This window comes from Nonomuraea muscovyensis (genome assembly GCF_014207745.1).
GTDB classification, from domain to species: Bacteria; Actinomycetota; Actinomycetes; order Streptosporangiales; family Streptosporangiaceae; genus Nonomuraea; species Nonomuraea muscovyensis.
Window position 1 is genome coordinate 268278 of sequence record NZ_JACHJB010000004.1, and the last position, 17796, is coordinate 286073.

A 17796-nucleotide genomic window follows, 5' to 3' on the forward strand; every position below is an offset into this window, starting at 1 on the left:
GCGCGCAGCCGCCGGGGCGGGTCAGCTCGCGTAGGACGGGGTCATGACGGACGCCATGGCCAGGTGGGGCTCCGCCTCGCCGGGGCGGCCCTGCCGTTGCAGGGTGCGGCCGAGCAGGTGGCGGGCGTACGAGTCGTCGGGGGTCTCGGCCACCAGCCGCTCCAGCGTGGCCTCGGCCCGGCCGAGCTGCGCCGAGGCGTAGTAGGCGCGGGCGGCGAGCATGCGGACGCCGCGGTCGTCGCCGTGGTCGTCGAGCAGCGGGCGCAGCAGGGTGAGAGCGCCCAGCGGGTCGCGCTGGTCCAGCAGCGACTCGGCGTGGCGGAGCCGTTCGACCTCCGCCGGCAGCCGGCGGTGCGTCGATCCGCCCGCCCCCTCCAGGAACTCCCGGATCACCTCCGGCGGCTGGGCGCCCGTCAGCGCGCGGCCCGAGACGACGAGGGTGGGCGAGGTCCGCACCCCCGTGGCCTTGCCGACGAGCAGCGACTCCCGGACGCGCTCGTCGCCCCCGCCTTCGGCCAGCAGAGCCGCGCCCTCCACGAAGCCCGCACCGGCCGCGACACGGTCGAGCACCTCGGGGCGGCTCAGGTCGAGGGCGTCGACGAAGTGCGCCCGCAGCACCCCTTCGACCACGGCGTCCTGCAGGGCGGCGCCGCCCCGCTCGCACGCCAGCGCGATCAGCCGGTGCGCGTCGTGGCTGCTCGCCCGCCATGCCGGTCCCCACGGCGGGCCGAGCCCTTCGGCGGCGGCGATCCTGGAGACGAGCGTCCGGTTGTCCGAGGGCGTCAGGTCGGGGTTGCACGCCTGAAGCGCCTCGTCGACCCGCGGGTCGGTCAGCACCTCCGCGAGGGGTTCGCCCGGCACGGGCGCGGCCGGGTCGATGCGGAACGGCCGCCACACCACCTCGACCGGCTCCCCCTCCCAACCCGCCAGCGCCCGCTCCAGCCGCCTCTTCCCGATGTACGCCCAGGCGCAGACCATGTCGGCCCATATCTCGACTCGCATGCCCGGCACCTTAGACGACAACTGTCGATTAAGCAACATATGTCGTTTAAGCAACTACTGTCGTATAGTGTCCGGCGTGAACCCGGATGATCCACGCGCGCAGCGCACCCGCGCCCGGCTGCGGGCCGCGGTCCTCGACCTGGCGGCCGAGCACGAGTTCGGCTCGATCACGATGTCGGCGGTGGCCCGGCGCGCCGAGGTGAACCGCGCGACGGTCTACCTGCACTACCCCGACCTCGACTGCCTGGTCACCGACGCGATGGACGACACGATCGGCCACGTCGCACGCGCGGCGGCGCTGTGCCCGCTGGACAGCCCGCGCGACCGCGTGCCGGAGCCGCTGGTCACCCTGTTCGGCCACGTGGCGGCGCACGCGACCCTGTTCGAGCGCATGCTGGACGTGCAGGGCAGCGCCCGGTTCGCGGCCCGCCTGCGCGAGCGGCTGACCGCCGAGCTGGCCGGGCGCTTCGGCGGAGGCGCCCGGCCCGGCGGGTACGACGACGTGCCGCCGGAGGTGCACGCCGCCTACCTGGCCGGCGCCCTGACCGGTGTCGTGGCGCACTGGGTGACGTGCGGCAGCCGCACGCCGCCCGAGGAGATCGCCCTCGCCTTCTGGCGCCTCTTCCGGCCCGGCTAGAGCCCCAGCCTCGCCTGGAACGTGCCCACCGGGGGCAACGCTCCGCATCCGATCAGTTACCTCGACAGATTCCTCCAAAACGGCACAAACCATTCCCATCCCTGTGATATTTGATCAACGATCGTGATCTGACAGCCCAGGAAGGGACGCGTTTCGTGCGACTGTTAACCCGCCTCACGGCGATCACGGCCTCAGCTCTCACCGCCTTATCGGTGTCGGTCCTGCCGGTGTCGGCGGCCGGGACCGCCGCCGCGGCACCCGAACTGGTGGTCAACGGCACCTTCGCCAACGGCACCGCCCCCTGGTGGAACTCCGCCAACACCTCGATGGCGGTCGACTCCGGACGGCTGCGCGTCAGCGTGACCGGCGGCACCGCCAACCCGTGGGACGCCATGATCGGCCAGAACGACATCACGCTGGCCCAGGGCAAGTCCTACACCCTCTCCTTCGACGCCTCGGCCTCCACCGCCGTCTCCGTCGTGACGACCGTGCAACTCGCCGACGCCCCGTACACCAACACGCTCACCCAGCCGATCGCGCTCACCACGGCGAGCAAGCGCTTCAGCTTCCCCTTCACCTCCAGCCTCGGCACATCGGCCGGACAGGTGTCGTTCCAGCTCGGCAAGAACGCCGGCTTCACCTTCTTCGTGGACAACGTCTCGCTCACCGAGTCGTCCTCCACGACGCCGCCGGGCGACGGGCCGGTGGACATGACCAACGGCTTCTACGTCGACCCCGACTCCAACCCGGCGATCTGGGTGCGCGACAACTCCGGCGACTCCCGGGCCGCCCGCATCAGGTCGGCCATCTCCGCCAAGCCGATGGCGCGCTGGTTCGGCGCCTGGAGCGGCGACATCCGCTCGGCCGTCTCCAGGTACGTGGCCGCCGCCGACGCGGCCGACAAGCTGCCGGTCCTGGTGGCCTACAACATCCCCGGCCGCGACGCCTGCGGCGGGCACTCGGGCGGCGGCGCCGGCAGCGAGGCGGCGTACCGGACGTGGATCTCGGAGTTCGCGGCCGGAATCGGCGACCGCCCCGCGGTCGTCGTCATCGAGCCCGACTCCCTCGGCGACTTCGGCTGCATGGACGAGGCCGAGATCCAGGTGCGCACCCGCATGCTGAACCACGCCACCCAGCAGTTCCGCGACAAGGCCGCCAACACCTGGGCCTACCTCGACGCGGCCAACGCCGGCTGGGTGGCGCCGGCGACGATGGCGAACCGCCTGCGCGACGCGGGCGTCGGCAACGTCCGCGGCTTCGCCGTCAACGTCTCCAACTACTACACGACGGCCGAGTCCACGACGTACGGCAACGCCGTCGTCTCGGCGCTCGGCGGCGGCGCCACGTTCGTCGTCGACACCAGCCGCAACGGCAACGGCTCCAACGGCCAGTGGTGCAACCCGGCCGGCCGCAAGCTCGGCACCCCGGCGCAGCTCGGCGGCGGGGCCGAGATGTTGCTGTGGGTCAAGGTGCCCGGCGACTCCGACGGCCCCTGCGGCATCGCGCCGGACGTGCCCGCCGGCACGTTCAGCCCGGACCTGGCCATCCGCCTCATCGACGGCTCCTGACGCACCCGACCGCGAGGGCCGGTGACCCACACCCGGTCACCGGCCCCGCGCCCCGCCCCACCCGGCGCGTGACGGGCGGGTGCCGGACGAGCGTCACGAACGGTCGCGTGGCTCTCACCCTCGGAACGCGCGGCCATCGGACGTGAGTTCCGAGAGTGAGAGGTTCTCAGGCGGTGGTGGGCCGGAAGGTGCTGTCGGCGCGGAACGCGGCCGTGTCCTCGGCCCGGTCCAGCCACAGCCGGTGGCGCCGGTGCCGGACGAACCGGCCGGGGTAGTTGACCGACTCCAGCCGCACGGTGCCGGCCTCGGCCCCGGCGCGGGCGTGGAAGGTGGCGTCCCGCTCGAACAGCGTGGTCCCGTCGTCGGCGTCGAACCGCAGGCGGAAGTCCTTGTGCCGCAGGTAGCGGCCGTCGTCGTCGACGAGCGAGCAGCCCTTGGGGTCGGCCGGCCCGGGCACGATCCGCAGCGGCGCCGCCTCGCCGAGGACGCCCAGGGCGCCGGAGGCGGCCAGCCCCTCCGCCGGCAGGTTCACCGACCGGAACACCCGCGTCACCCCGGTCGGCAGCAGCCCGCCACCGGCGGGAGCGGCGGCGCGGGTGAACAGCAGCGTGCCGAAGCCGAGCTGGTCGTACCCGCCGCTGTTGGGCCCGTAGTCGCCGCCGCCGCCCTCGACCCGCACCCGCTCGGCGTACGCCTTCGTGTACGGCACCGACAGGCCGCGCCGGTTGGCGTAGTGGTGGTAGAGCAGCTCCCACACCGGCCGGTTCTGGCCCCGCGCCACCGCCGAGACGACGGTCTGCTCCCGCCGGGCGCAGGTGGTGCCGGTGCCCCAGACGTAGGGGGTGAAGGGCACGTCCTCGCCGAGGTTGTAGCGGGCGACGTACTCGGCCGCCCGCATGATGCGGTTGCCGGCGTGGCCGTACAGGTCGAGGCCCTGGTTCCAGGCCATCTCCGCGATGCTGCCGAGCAGGCCGAGGCCCATCATGGTGTGGCCCTGGTCGCGCCCGCTCTCCTGGAACTGGGCCAGCCCGCCCGGGTGCGCGAAGGGGATGGCGTTCATGACGGAGCCGTTGCCCTTGCCGTGCTCGAAGTAGTCGACGGCCCGCTCGAACTTCGCCCGGTCGTCGCAGAACACCCCGATGGCCATGATCGCGGCCATGTTGCACAGGTCCCAGTTGGCCCAGTAGTTGGTGATGCAGGCGCCGTTGTGCCGTACCAGGAAGTCGTCGCTGAGCGGGTAGAACACGGTCAGCAGCATCCTGCGGAATCTCTCGACGTCGAAGCCGGGATAGTCGCGCATCAGCTCGGCGGCGTTGGCGAACTGGTAGCCGTAGATGCCCGCGGCGAGAAACCTGTCGGCGTTGCCGGTGACCGTCTTCAGCGTGCCCGACCAGGCGTTCAGGATGTCGCGGGCGGCGTCGCCATGCGCCTTGTCCCCGCTGATCCGCCAGCGCAGCGCGTTCTGGTAGGCGGCGTGGACGTCGTTGTAGAGCTGCGGGTAGTTCTGCCCGGTCCCGCCGCGCACGACGGTCTCCAGCGGGCGTGCCCGCCACGTGCTCCTGGACCGCCCGTTGGCGACCAGTTTCTCCCATCCGGCCCGGTACGGCTGCGCCCCGGCCCGCACCGCCGCGGCGATCCGGTCGAAGTCCGCCTGGGTGTGCAGCAGCCCCGGGTGCCGGAGGGCGGCCGGCGCCGCCGACGCCCACGACGCGCTCGGCACCATGGGCAGCACGGCGGGCAGTACGGCGGGCAGGACGGCCATGCCCGCCGCTGTCCTCAGCAGGTTCCGCCGGCTGGTCGGAAGAGCCATGTCAGTCCTCTCGCGAGACGATCTCTCTCCTGGAGACGGCCACCGGGACGCCCGCATAACACTTTTCTGCCCGGACGAGCCCGGCGAAGCCGGCGCGGTCCGACCCCGCCCGGTCAGCCCAGGTCAGCCCAGGTCAGGTCACTTGAGGCTGCCCAGGGTCACGCCCGACTGCCAGTAGCGGCGCATGGCGATCATGAAGACGGCCAGCGGGACGACCGCCAGCAGCGACCCGGTCAGCACCAGGGCGGTCAGGTCGTTCTCGGAGTCGACCCGTTTGAGGTTCCAGGCGTACAGGCCGAGGCTGAGCGTCCACTTGTCCTCGCCGCGCAGCATGGTCAGCGGCAGGTAGAAGCCGTTCCAGTTGCCGACGAACGCCAGCAGGAAGACGGTGGCGGCGCCCGTCTTCATCAGCCGGGTGACGATCTGGAAGAAGATCCGCAGCTCGCCCGCGCCGTCCACCCGGGCCGCCTCCAGCAGTTCGGGCGGGACCGCGCCGTCGACGTAGACCTTGGCGAGGTAGACCGAGAACGGGCTGATGAACGACGGCAGGAGCACCGCCCACGCGGTGTCGACCAGGCCGACCTGGGCGAACAGCAGGTAGAGCGGCATGGTCAGCATCGCGCCCGGGATGAGGAACGAGCCGATCACCATGGCCAGGCCGAGGCCGCGCCCCCGGAAGGAGAAGCGCGACAGCGAGTAGCCGGCGGCCAGCGAGATCAGCGTGCACACCAGCGCGCCCGCCCCGGCGTAGAGCAGCGAGTTGGCCACCCATCGGAAGAAGACGCCGTCGTTGTAGGTGAAGACCTGCTCCAGGTTGCGGCCGAGGTTGAACTCCCCGAACCACAGCCCGTTGGTGTAGAGCAGGTCGCTCTGGTCCTTGGTGGCGGAGACGACCAGCCACCAGACCGGCGCGACCGAGTAGAGGGCGAACAGGGCGAGGCCCGCGAGCACGAACGCCTGCGAGAGCCTGGACCGGGTGGCGCCGACCGGCAGGCCGTCCATGGCGGACGTGGTGGTGGCCTTGCGGGGTGAGGCGAGAGACGTCATCGCGATGCCCTGTTCGTGAACCGGTAGAAGAGGAACGAGATCGCTCCGACCACGACGGCCAGCACGACCGACAGGGCGGCGGCGTAGTTGTAGTCGTTGCTGTCGAACGCCTCGTAGAAGATCATCATGATCGGGGTGAAGTCCTTGGTGATGATCTCCGGGACGACGTTCCGGAACAGCAGCGGCTCGTTGAAGATCTGCAGCATGTGGATGATCGACAGCATCCCGGTCAGCACGAGGGCCCCCCGCACGTACGGGATCTTGATGGAGACCGCGATGCGCAGCTCTGACGCGCCGTCCACCCGGGCCGCGTCGAACAGCTCGCGCGGCACCGACTGCAGCGCGCCGTAGATGATGAGCATGTTGAACCCGGCGCCGATCCAGGTGAGCAGGTTGCCCATGGAGATCCACACCAGGGCCGGCGAGAAGAAGTTCACGCCGGTCAGGTCGGTGAGCGGGCCAAGGCGCGGGCTGTAGACGTACATCCACATGAGCGCCGCCACGATGCCCGGGATCATGTACGGAACCAGGAAGGCGAGCCGGTAGCGGTGCGCCACCCGCCGCCTGGTCCCGTCGAGCAGCAGCGCCATCACCAGCGCGAACCCGAGCATGACGGGGATCTGCACCACGGCGAAGGCGAGCACCCGCCCGATCGAGGCCCAGAAGGTGCCGTCGGACAGGGCCCGGGTGAAGTTGTCCGCCCCGGCGAAGACCTCGACGCGCGGGCCGATGCCCAGGCCGGAGGTCCGCACGGTGTAGAGGCTCTGGTGGACGGCGTAGAGCAGCGGCAGCACGAACAGGGCCGCGAAGCCGACGAAGAACGGCGCGGAGAAGGCCGCGCCCTTGCGCTGGGTGACTGACACGAGAAGTCCTCCGGTACGGAGGGAGCGCGGCCGCCGCGCTCCCTCACCTGCTCATTCGACGACCTTGACACCCTTCTGCCTGAGGTCGTCGACGGTCCACTTCTGCATGTGCTCCAGCACGGCCTCGACCTTCATCTCGCCGTTCATCGCCTTGCCCCACTTGTCGGCGAGCTCCTCGTACATGGCGGTGGAGTTGGGCCCGTACACCCAGTCGGAGGCGAACTCGCCGGACTCGGCGATCACCTTGGCGCCGGCCGCGGCGTGCTCGCCCCACAGCTGCTTGGGCACGGTGGCGTCGATGTACGGGGCCGCGTCGGCGACGGCCGGGTACCAGCCGTTGCCGGAGACCGGGTCGGCCATGGCCTTGATCGGCGCGCTCTCGGTGGCCAGCCACAGGGCGGCCGCGACGGCCTGCTCCGGGTGCGCGCACAGGGACGGGACGACGAGCGCGGCGGTGTCGGCCGCCGACACGGGCGAGGTCCGGCCCTTGACGATGAGGTTGGGGCCGGCCTCCCAGTCGCCGAGGGAGTTCTTCATGTTCTTCTGGTGGCCGGCGAGCTGCCAGGTGGACACCTGCCGCATGGCGATCTTGCCCTGGTCGTACTCCTGCATCATGGCGGCGTACTCGGCGTAGGAGATCTTCTGCACGAGCTCGTCGTCGAGGAGCTGCTGCATGACGCCCGCAGCCCACTTCGAGGCGTCGTCGGTGAAGTTGATCTTCCAGGCGTCGCCCTGGATGGTGTACCAGCGGGCGCCCCCCTGCCAGGACAGGCCCATCAGCGTCGAAGGGTCCTCACCGGCCAGGTTGAAGACCGCGACGCCGTCCTTCTTCAGGTGCTTGCGGCCGAGCTCGATGAGCTCCTCCCACGTGGTGGGGTACGTCAGGCCGCGCTTGTCGAAGGTCGGCTTGTGGAACATGCTGAACAGCGGGTCACGCTTGTCGGGCACACCGTAGGTGACGCCCGCGAGCGTCAGCGCCTCCACCGCGCCGGGCGAGAACTTCGCGGACGCCGCGGAGACGTCCTTCGTCAGGTCCTTGATCACACCCTCGGCGAGGAGCTGGCCGCCGTTGCGGTTGTCGGTCTGCGCCAGGCACGGCATGGTGGCGGCGTCGCCGGCCTTGTGCGCGTTGCGCAGGTTCTTGACCAGGTCGACGCCGGGGACCTCGACGAACTTGAGGCGCACGTCCTGGTGCGCGGCGTTGAAGGCGGCCACGGCGCCCTTGGCGCCCAGCTTGTCGGTCCAGTACTCCAGGGTGACGGGCCCGGACTGCTGCTGTCCCGCGGGCGGCGCGGTGGCCTGCCCGCCACCGCCGCCGCAGGCCGCCGCCAGGGTGAGGATCGCGGCCGCGGCGAGCCATCGGCTTGTGTGCATGACTACTCCTTGGGGGATGAGGGGGGTGGGCGGCATTCCGGTCAGTCCTCCCGGTAGCGCGTGCGGTCGAAGACGGCCGAGCAGCCCTCGCCCGCGAGGTCCTGCACCCAGAGCCCGGCGAACGCCCCGGTGAACCCGAAGGTGCGCAACCGGCCGTCGACGATCTCGTCGGCGTACTCGTCGGACAGGATCGTGGCGTCCAGCTCGGCGGGCAGGTCACGGCCGTCGCGGGAAAAGCGGACGACCGGCCCGTCGAAGGTCACCGCCAGCACCGTCCGGGAGGGGCACGGCTCGGTGAGGTGGACGGTGCGGACGCCCCGGTCGCTCGTGGTGAGCACCAGGCCGTCGGTGGTCAGGGCGAGGTAGTGCCAGTTGAGCGCGTTGTAGTAGGCCACCAGGCCCGCCGACTGGTGGACGCCGCCCGGCTCGAACGTCACCCGCGCCTCCAGCGAGCAGCGGGACGCGGTGACGCGGCGGGCGAACAGGCTGGGGGCGCGCCGGCCGTGCGGCGACTGGCCGCCGGCGACGGTCAGCCGGTCGCCGGACACGCCCAGCCAGTCGGACGAGGCCGGGCGGCGCAACGTGCTCCAGTCGGGGTGACGGACCGGGCGCGCGCCGGACGGGCCGCGACGGGCCGGGCCCACGGCGGACGCACCGCGCGGGGGCGCGCCGGGTGGCTGGTCGGGCGGGTCCCACCCCGCGGCGGCGGCCGGCCAGGGGTGCGGCGGCAGCGCCGGGGCGGGCACCTCCACCGCGGGCACCCCGCCCGCGACCCGGGGCCAGCCGTCCACCCACTCCACCCGCTGGAGGGCGGTCTCCCGGCCGAGCACGCACCGCCCGCGGGGGGTGTAGGGGCGGGCCGCGAGGTGGGCGACGTACCACTCCCCCGCCTGCGTCTCCACCAGGCAGCCGTGCCCGGCCTTCTGCAGGGCCAGCGACGGGTCGTGCCTGCTGGTCAGCATCGGGCCGGCCGGATCCGCCTCGTACGGGCCGAACAGGTCGCGCGAGCGCAGCACGGTGATGCCGTGCTCGTAGCCGGTGCCACCCTCGGCGACCACGAGGTAGTGCCGGTCGCCGACGCGGTAGAGGTGGGGTCCTTCGGTGAGCCCGCGGTCGGCGAGGAGGGCGCGCGGCTCGCCGCCCGTGAGCGGCCGGATCTCGATCCCCGCGAAGCCCTTGCCCGGCCGGGAGTCGAAGACCATGTTCAGCAGCCAGCTCCCCTCGGCGGTGTGGAACAGCGAGGCGTCGAAGCCGCGGCCGGGCAGCCGGACGGGGTCCGACCAGGGGCCCTCGACGGTGGGGGCGGTGACCAGGTGGTTGGTGATGTCCTTGACCCCGTGGGCGTAGTTGTCCATCACGCCGTACACCAGGTGGAACAGGCCGTCGTGGTAGGTGAGGTCGGGCGCCCAGACCCCACCGGAGTCGGGCACGCCGGACAGGTCGAGCAGGCGCCGCTCGTCCAGCACCCCGCCGAGGGGCCGCCAGTGCACCAGGTCGCGCGAGTGGTGCAGGCGGACGCCGGGATACCACTCGAACGTGGAGGTGGCCAGGTAGTAGTCCGCGCCGACGCGCAGGATCGACGGGTCGGGGTGGAATCCGGGGAGGACGGGGTTACGGATCATTCGTGAGCAGCGCTCCGTCTCAGGTCGCCTTCCGGCAATAGAAACCGGTAGCTGCGAACGCTACGGGCGGAGGCCGCACATCTCAAGGCCGCGTTACAAATGCGTTACCTCAAGAATTCCACCACCAGCCCAGATCCACCGACGGCCGCTTCCTGTTGACCGGACCCCCCTCCCCTCCTACCGTAGACATCGGTTTCTATATGTTGCCTGGACGGAGGACCTCACTCGTGCCCCCACGCCCGAAGGCGCTGCTCGCCATGCGCGCGGAACACCTCGCGATGCTCTTTCCCCCGCCTCTGCTGCGGCGGCTTTCGGCGCTGGCCGACCTCGACGTGACGCTGGTCGCCGAGCGCTTCGACGACCCGCGGCTGGCCGGGGTGCTGCCCGGCGTGGAGGTCCTGATCACCGGCTGGGGCTGCCCGCCGCTCGACGGGGCCGTGCTGGCCGCCGCGCCCGCGCTGCGCGCCGTGCTGCACACGGCCGGGTCGGTGAAGGGCATGGTCACCCCGGCCTGCTGGGAACGGGGCATGCTCGTCTCCTCCGCCGCCGACGCCAACGCGGTCCCGGTCGCCGAGTACACGGTCGGCGCCATCCTGCTGGCGGGCAAGGGCGTGTTCGCGCTGCGCGAGCGCTACCGCAGCGAGCGGTCCTTCGTGCTCGCGGCGATCCAGCCCTCGGTCGGCAACTTCGGCCGCCGGGTCGGCGTCGTCGGCGCTTCCCGGATCGGCCGCCGGGTGCTCGCCCTGCTCGCGCCGTACGACTTCGACGTGTGCCTGTACGACCCGTACACGCGGGTGGAGGGGGTGCGGCAGGTCGGCCTGGAGGAGCTGCTGAGCACGTCCGACATCGTCACCCTGCACGCGCCGGGCACCGAGGAGACCCATCACCTGCTCGACCGTGACCGTCTCGCACTGATGCCCGACGGCGCGGTGCTCGTCAACACCGCCAGGGGGTCGTTGGTCGACACCGAGGCGCTGGCCGGCGAGCTGGCGTCGGGGCGGCTGTCGGCGATCCTCGACGTCACCGACCCCGAGCCGCTGCCGCCCGGCTCGCCGCTGTTCGACCTGCCGAACGCGTTCCTCACCCCGCACGTCGCCGGCTCCCACGGCAACGAGCTGGCCCGGATGGGCGCCTCCGTGCTGGACGAGCTGGACCGGCTGATCGCCGGGACGCCGCTGGCGCACCGGGTGACGCACGACGACCTGGAGCGGGCGGCCTGACAGCCGGATTGGGCGGCCGCCCCCGTGACGATCGCCATAGACTGCCACCGAGCTAGGGAAAGGTGCGCCTTGTCGCGAAAACTGACCGCCGAGGAGAGCGACCGCGCGACCATCCGGGACGTCGCGGCCAGGGCCGGTGTGTCCGCCTCCACGGTGTCCCGGGTGATCAAGGGCGACTACCCGGTGGCCCAGGCGACCCGCGCCCGCGTGGTGCGCGCGATGCGCGACCTCGACTACGTGCTGAACGTCCACGCGCGGGCCCTGTCGGGAGCCGGCACCAAGATGGTGGCGTTCGTCATCGACGACGTCACCGGCCCGTCCTTCGCCCACGTCGCCAAGGGCGTGGAGCAGCAGGCGACCGTCGAGGGCCGGCTGTGCATGGTCTGCACCACCCACGGCGACCCCTCCCGCGAGCTGGCGGTGGTGGAGGCCATGCGCGAGCAGCGGGCCGACGCGGTCATCCTGGTCGGCGGCGGCTCGGCCGACGACGCCTACCGCGAGCGCATGACCCACTTCGCGCACGCCCTCGACAAGGCCGGCTCGCGGCTGGTCCTGTGCGGCCGGCCGCCGCTCGGCGCCGACGTGCCGACCACCGTCGTGGAGTACGACAACGAGGTCGGCGCCTACGCCATGACCAGCCACCTGCTGTCCCAGGGCCACCGCCGGATCGTCTACCTCGGCGCCAACGGGCCCGGCGGCCTCAACCCCACCAAGCTCGACCGCGTGCGCGGCTACACCCGGGCCCACGAGGACTACGGCGTCACCTGCGACCCCGGCCTCGTCATCCCGGCCGACTTCACCCGCGCCGCCGGCCACGCGGGCGCCAGGCGGCTGCTGGCCGCCGGCGTCGACTTCACCGCGATCTTCGCCGGCACCGACATGGTGGCCGTCGGCGTGCTGGCCGCGCTGCGCGAGGCCGGGATCAGCGTGCCGGGCGAGGTGTCGGTGGCCGGCTACGACGACATCCCGCTGGCCGCCGACCTCGTGCCGGCGCTGACCACCGTACGGGTCCCCAGCGAGGAGCTGGGCCGGACGGCGGTGCGCCTGGCGCTCCATCCCGACCAGCCGCAGCACGTCACCCTCGGCACCCACATCGTCGTCCGCGACTCCGTCAAGCCCCCGCCCCGCGCTCGTCGCTGAGGCCCCCGTCCCGGTGCGTCACTCGGGCGGGCGGTGGGTCAGTCGAGTGTGGGCAGCCACTCCTCGATGGCCTCCGTCATGAGCGGTGCCGTGTCCTCCAGCATGGTGAAGTGGTCGCCCTTGACCTCCTGGGTGACCTGGGCGGCCGGCCAGGACGAGCGCCAGCCCTCGGGAGCGGGCTGTGACAGCGGCGTGTCCGGCACCACGAACAGGATGGGCGCCTCCAGCGGACCCAGCGTCGACTGGCGGAACAGCCGGTAGTACCTGCCCATCGCGGACAGCCGGGCGTCCGAGAACGGGCCGAACCTGTTCTCCCTGTCGAACATGCCCTGCATCATCTGCGCCCCCAGGTCGTCGATGACGGCGTCGTCCGGGAGGAACGTGTCGAGCAGGATCACCCCCGCGGGCGGGAGGCCGCGCTGCTCCAGGAGCCCGGCGACCCGGTGGGCGAAGTTGCCGCCGGCGCAGTAGCCGAGCAGCGCGTACCGCCGGCCGGGTTCGAGTGCCGCGGCCACGATCTCGGCCCAGGTCGCCACGGCCGCCTCGACGGTCGCGGGCAGTCCCTCGTCCTCGACGAAGCCGTGCACCGGCAGCGCGTACACGTCCCGGACGCCGCGGAAGGCCGCGGCGAGCCGGGCGAACTGGGCGGCGCCACCCAGCGCCATGGGGGTGCTCATGCAGAACAGGGCCAGGTCGCCCGGCCCCTCGGCCAGCTTGAGCGCGGGAGGCAGCGCCGGCAGCTCGCCGGGCGCGTCGAACGAGTCGCGCAGCGCGGCCGCCGCCTCCAGCAGCGCCAGCCCCTCGTGCACGCGACCGGTCCGCATCGCCCGGCGCAGGAGCGCGCTCAGGCCGCCGTCGGGCTGCTCGCCCGTGGGGGCCAGCTTGGCCGACAGGTGGGCGGCGAGTGCCGTGGGGCTCGGATGGTCGAAGATCACGGCGGTGGGCAGGCGCAGGCCGAGCGCCTTGGTGAGGGCGTTGCGGAGCTCCACGGAGGTGAGCGAGTCGAAGCCGGCCTCCAGGAAGTTCTGGTCGGCGGCCACGGCGTCGGGTCCGGCGTGGCCGAGGACCCGGGCCACGTGCGTCCTGATCAGGTCGCGCAGCGCGGCCAGCCGTTCCTCCTCCGGCAGCGCCGCCAGGCCGGGGTCCTCGGCGGGCTCCTCGGCCGCGGCACCGGCGAGGACCTCGTCGACCTCGGGGAGGCCGCGCAGCAGCGGGCGCGGCCGGGCCAGGGTGTAGGCGGGGGCGAACCTCACCCAGTCGACGTCGGTCACCACCAGGTGCGTCTCGTCGTCGTGCAGCGCGCGGCCGAGGACGGTCGTGGCCCGCCTGGGGTCCATGGCGCGCAGGCCGAGCCGGCGCAGCCAGTCGCCCACCTCGCCGTCCACCATGCCGCCGCCGTCCCAGGCGCCCCAGGCGATCGACAGCGCGTGACGGCCCGCGGCGCGGCGGGCGTCGGCCAGCGCGTCGAGCACGGCGTTGGCCGCCGCGTACGCCGCCTGCCCGGCCTGCCCCCAGACCGCCGAGCCGGAGGAGAACAGCACGAACCGCTCCGCCGCGTCGCCGAGCAGGGCGTCCAGGTGCAGCGCACCGGCCACCTTGGCGCGGGCCACGTCGGCGAACTCCCCGACCGTGATCTCGTCGAGCGTCAGGCCGTCGTGCACGACGCCGGCCGCGTGGAACACCGCCGTCGGGGACAGCCCGTCGAGCGCTGCGGACAGCGCGTCGCGGTCGGCCACGTCGCAGGCGGTGACCGTGACCTTCGCCCCGAGGGCCACCAGCTCGGCCTCCAGCTCGGCGACGCCCGGAGCGGCGCGGCCACGCCGGCCGAGGAGGACGAGGTGCTCCGCGCCGCCCTCGGCGAGCCAGCGGGCCACGTGCGCGCCGACCCCGCCGGTGCCGCCGGTGACCAGGACGGTGCCGTGGGGCCGCCATCCCGCTCCGGCTCCCGTGCCGACTCCTGCGCCGGCTCCTGCGCCGGCTCCTGCGCCGGCTCCTGCGCTGGCTCCTGTGCTCGCCGCGCGCACCATGCGCCTGCCGTACGCCTTGCCGTCCCTGACCGCGATCTGGTCCTCGTCGCCCGTCAGCGCGCCGAGCAGCGCGTCCACGTCGCGGTCCGCGGGCGCGGCGGGCAGATCCGCCAGGCCGCCCCAGGTGGCGGGGTGGTCGAGGGACAGCACGGTGCCCAGGCCCCAGACGGCGGCCTGGTGCGGCGCGGCGACCTCGCCGGGCCGTTGCGTGGCGACGGCGCCGCCGGTGACCGCCCACAGCGGGGCGGTGACGCCGGCGTCGCCGAGGGCCTGCGCCAGGGCGACGGTGCCGGCCGTGCCGAGGGAGAGCACCGGGTGCTCGGGGTGCGGGCGGTCGTCCAGCGCGACCAGGGACAGCACGCCCACCGGCGGGCCGTCGGCCACGACCTCGCGCAGGGCGGCGGCGAGCGGCTCCCGGCCGGCTCCCGCGGGGACGATCGTCACATGCGCGCCGAGCCGCCGCATGCGGCCGGCGACCCGTTCCCCGAACCCGGCCCCTCCGGACTCCAAGGAGTCGCGATCCCCGGACCCGGCCGTCCCGCTCTCCGGGGTGACGAGGAGCCAGCGGCCGGTGAGCGAGGGGTCCGGGCGGTCGCGGAGCAGCCGCCAGGCCACCCGGTAGCGCCAGGAGTCCGCGGTCGCCTCCTCTCGCCGGCGCCGCCGCCAGGAGGCCAGCGCGGGCAGCACCTTCCCGGCGACCTCGGGCCCCATCTCGGCGGCCAGCGCGGGGTCGCCCCGCTCGACCGCCTCCCAGAGCTCCGCCTCCGCCGATCCGTCCGGCCGGGCCTTGGCCGCCGGGGCCAGCCAGTAGCGGGACCGCTCGAAGGGGTAGGTCGGCAGGTCCACCAGGCGGCCCTCGGCGGGCCAGACGACCGGCACGCCCTGGACGTGCAGCTCGGCCAGGGACGCCAGCGCGCGGGCCGGGCCGCCTTCGCCGCGCCGCAGCGTGCCGGTGACCACGGCCTCGCGGCCCAGCTCGTGCAGGGTCTCCTGCATGCTCGTGGTGAGCACCGGGTGGGGGCTGCTCTCCACGAAGACCCCGTAACCCTGGTCGAGCAGCGCCGCGACGGCGTCGTGGAAGCGCACGGTCTGCCGGAGGTTCGCGTGCCAGTACGCGGCGTCGAGCCCCGACCCGTCGCACCGTTCCCCGGTCACCGTCGAGATCATCGGCACGTCGGCGGCCCGCGGCCTGATGGGCGCCAGGTCGCTGAGCAGCCGCTCGCGCAGCTCCTCCACCTGCGCCGAGTGCGAGGCATAGTCCACGGGCACGTGCCTGGCCCGCACGCCTTCGGCGGTCAGGTCGGCGACGAGCCGGTCCAGGGCGTCCGGAGGTCCGGACACGACGGTCGAGCGGGCCCCGTTGACGGCGGCGAGCGAGAGCTCGCCGAGCCTGGGCAGCAGTTGCTCGGCCGGCAGGGCGACCGACACCATGCCGCCGCGGCCGGCCAGCACCTCTCCGATGGCGCGGCTGCGCAGGGCGGCGACCCGGGCGCCGTCCTCCAGGGACAGCGCGCCGGCCACGGTGGCGGCGGCGATCTCCCCCTGCGAGTGGCCGACGACCGCGTCGGGCCGGACCCCGTACGACGCCCACAGCTCGGCGAGGGCCACCATCACGGCCCACAGCGCGGGCTGCACCACGTCGACCCGGCGCAGCGCCTTCTCGTCGGCCAGCACGCCGGCGACGGTCCAGTCCACGTACGGTTCCAGCGCCCGCGAGCAGGCGGCCAGCCGGTCGGCGAAGGCGGGCGAGCGGGCGAGCAGCTCCGTCGCCATGCCCGTCCACTGGGAGCCCTGCCCGGGGAAGACGAGCACGGTCCTGCCGCGCGTGTCGGCCACGCCGCGTACCCCGGCCTCGCCGCCCTCGGCGAGGGCGCGCAGGCCGGCGAGGAGGTCCGCCCCGTCGGTGCCGACCAGCACCGCCCGGTGGCGGTAGGGGGTCCTGGCGGCCAGGGTCCTGGCGACGTCCGCCGGGGCGGGGCCGGGGTGGCCGTCGAGGTGGGCGGCGAGGCGGGCGGCCTGGTCGCGCAGGCCCCGCTCGGTCTTCGCCGAGACGGTCCAGGCCACGGCGTGCCCGTCCGCCGGCGCGGCCGGCGCGGGCTCGTCCTGGGGGGCCTGTTCGATGATGATGTGCGCGTTGGTGCCGCTGACGCCGAAGGACGACACGCCGCCCCGCCGCGGCCGCCCGGCCTCCGGCCACGGCCTGGCCTCGGTGAGCAGCCTGACCTGTCCGGCAGACCAGTCCACGTGCGAGGACGGCGCGGCGACGTGCAGCGTCGGCGGCAGCACCGCGGACCGGAGGGCGGCCACGGTCTTGATGACGCCGGCGATGCCGGCGGCGGCCTGGGTGTGGCCGATGTTGGACTTGATCGATCCGAGCCAGAGCGGGCGGTCCTCGGGCCGGTCCTGGCCGTAGGTGGCCAGCAGCGCGTGGGCCTCGATGGGGTCGCCGAGCGTGGTGCCGGTGCCGTGCGCCTCGACGACGTCCACGTCGGCGGGGGTCAGGCCGGCGTTGGTCAGCGCCCGGCGGATGACCCGCTGCTGTGACGTGCCGCTGGGCGCGGACAGGCCGTTGCTGGCGCCGTCCTGGTTGACGGCCGAGCCGCTGACCAGCGCCAGGACGGGGTGGCCGTGGCGCCGGGCGTCGGAGAGCCGTTCGAGCAGGACCAGGCCGGCGCCCTCGCCCCAGCCGGTGCCGTCGGCGTCGTCGGAGAACGCCTTGCACAGCCCGTCGGCTGCGAGCCCGCGCTGGCGGCTGAACTCGACGAACACGTCCGGCGTGGCCATCACGGTGACGCCTCCGGCCAGCGCCATCGTGCTCTCGCCCCGGCGCAGCGACTCGCAGGCCAGGTGCAGCGCCACCAGGGAGGAGGAGCAGGCGGTGTCGATCGTGATCGCCGGCCCCTTCAGCCCGAACACGTAGGCGATCCTGCCGGAGACCACCGAGGTGGCGTTGCCGGTGAGCAGATGCCCTTCGACCTCGGTGGGCGAGGCGGCGCCGTACCCGCTGTCGAAGGCGCCGACGAACACGCCGACCTGGCTGCCCTTCAGCGCGGGCACGTCCAGCCCGGCTCGTTCGAACGTCTCGTGCGCGACCTCCAGCAGCATCCGCTGCTGCGGGTCGGCGGCCAGCGCCTCGCGCGGCGAGATGCCGAAGAAGGCCGCGTCGAACTCGGCCGCCTCGTGCACGAACCCGCCCTCCCTGGTGTAGCTGGTGCCGGGAGTGCGGCCGTCCGGGTCGTAGAGGGCGTCGAGGTCCCAGCCGCGGTCCTCGGGAAAGGCGCCGATGGCGTGCCTGCCCTCCGCCACCAGCCGCCACAGGCTCTCGGGGTCACGGACACCGCCGGGGAACCGGCAGCCCATCGCCACGATCGCGATGGGCTCGCGGTTCTCCTGCTCGACGGCGCGCAGCCGCTGCCTGGCTTCTTGCAGGTCGGCGGTCACCCGCCGCAGGTAGTCGAGGAGCTTCTGCTCATCCGCCACGTCGTC

General features: G+C 73.4%; 11 protein-coding genes. 4 read left to right on the plus strand and 7 right to left on the minus strand.

What is annotated here, in order from left to right; genetic code table 11:
• Nucleotides 1–21: 21 nt before the first annotated feature.
• Nucleotides 22–1002: a DsbA family oxidoreductase gene (locus FHU36_RS39175; RefSeq protein ID WP_185089175.1), complete on the minus strand. Its 981-nt coding sequence runs from the start codon at nt 1000–1002 to the stop codon at nt 22–24.
• A 76-nt stretch (nt 1003–1078) separates the two neighbouring features.
• On the opposite strand from FHU36_RS39175, the gene FHU36_RS39180 reads away from it, so the two are divergent.
• The gene (locus tag FHU36_RS39180; protein WP_185089176.1) at nt 1079–1639 is read left to right on the plus strand and encodes a TetR/AcrR family transcriptional regulator; all 561 of its coding nucleotides are present in this window, start codon (nt 1079–1081) and stop codon (nt 1637–1639) included.
• Between the two features lie 155 nt (nt 1640–1794).
• On the plus strand, nt 1795–3207 hold the full coding sequence (locus FHU36_RS39185; RefSeq protein ID WP_312892146.1) for a glycoside hydrolase family 6 protein: 1413 nt from the start codon (nt 1795–1797) through the stop codon (nt 3205–3207).
• A 166-nt stretch (nt 3208–3373) separates the two neighbouring features.
• Here FHU36_RS39185 and FHU36_RS45250 read toward each other — a convergent pair whose 3' ends face one another.
• The 5 genes from FHU36_RS45250 to FHU36_RS39210 form a co-directional block, all read right to left on the minus strand.
• Nucleotides 3374–5017: an AbfB domain-containing protein gene (locus FHU36_RS45250; RefSeq protein WP_246503228.1), complete on the minus strand. Its 1644-nt coding sequence runs from the start codon at nt 5015–5017 to the stop codon at nt 3374–3376.
• 138 nt (nt 5018–5155) lie between these two features.
• Complete coding sequence (locus FHU36_RS39195) at nt 5156–6064, minus strand: carbohydrate ABC transporter permease (RefSeq protein ID WP_185089178.1); 909 nt, start codon at nt 6062–6064, stop codon at nt 5156–5158.
• Nucleotides 6061–6927, minus strand: a complete 867-nt coding sequence (locus FHU36_RS39200) for a carbohydrate ABC transporter permease (protein WP_185089179.1) — start codon at nt 6925–6927, stop codon at nt 6061–6063. Before FHU36_RS39200 ends, FHU36_RS39195 begins: the two co-directional genes overlap by 4 nt.
• Before the next feature lie 51 nt (nt 6928–6978).
• Nucleotides 6979–8301 carry an ABC transporter substrate-binding protein gene (locus FHU36_RS39205; RefSeq protein WP_185089180.1) on the minus strand — a complete coding sequence of 441 codons (1323 nt, stop codon included), beginning with the start codon at nt 8299–8301 and terminating at the stop codon, nt 6979–6981.
• A 41-nt stretch (nt 8302–8342) separates the two neighbouring features.
• The gene (locus FHU36_RS39210; protein WP_185089181.1) at nt 8343–9923 is read right to left on the minus strand and encodes a glycoside hydrolase family 43 protein; all 1581 of its coding nucleotides are present in this window, start codon (nt 9921–9923) and stop codon (nt 8343–8345) included.
• 227 nt (nt 9924–10150) lie between these two features.
• Between FHU36_RS39210 and FHU36_RS39215 the strand changes: the two genes are divergently transcribed.
• Both FHU36_RS39215 and FHU36_RS39220 read left to right on the plus strand, forming a co-directional pair.
• Nucleotides 10151–11143: a hydroxyacid dehydrogenase gene (locus FHU36_RS39215; protein WP_185089182.1), complete on the plus strand. Its 993-nt coding sequence runs from the start codon at nt 10151–10153 to the stop codon at nt 11141–11143.
• A gap of 69 nt (nt 11144–11212) precedes the next feature.
• On the plus strand, nt 11213–12283 hold the full coding sequence (locus FHU36_RS39220) for a LacI family DNA-binding transcriptional regulator (RefSeq protein ID WP_185089183.1): 1071 nt from the start codon (nt 11213–11215) through the stop codon (nt 12281–12283).
• 38 nt (nt 12284–12321) lie between these two features.
• On the opposite strand, the gene FHU36_RS46650 is transcribed toward FHU36_RS39220, so the two are convergent.
• Entirely contained in the window at nt 12322–17790 is a 5469-nt protein-coding gene (locus tag FHU36_RS46650; protein ID WP_185089184.1) for a type I polyketide synthase, read from the minus strand.
• Nucleotides 17791–17796: the final 6 nt, after the last annotated feature.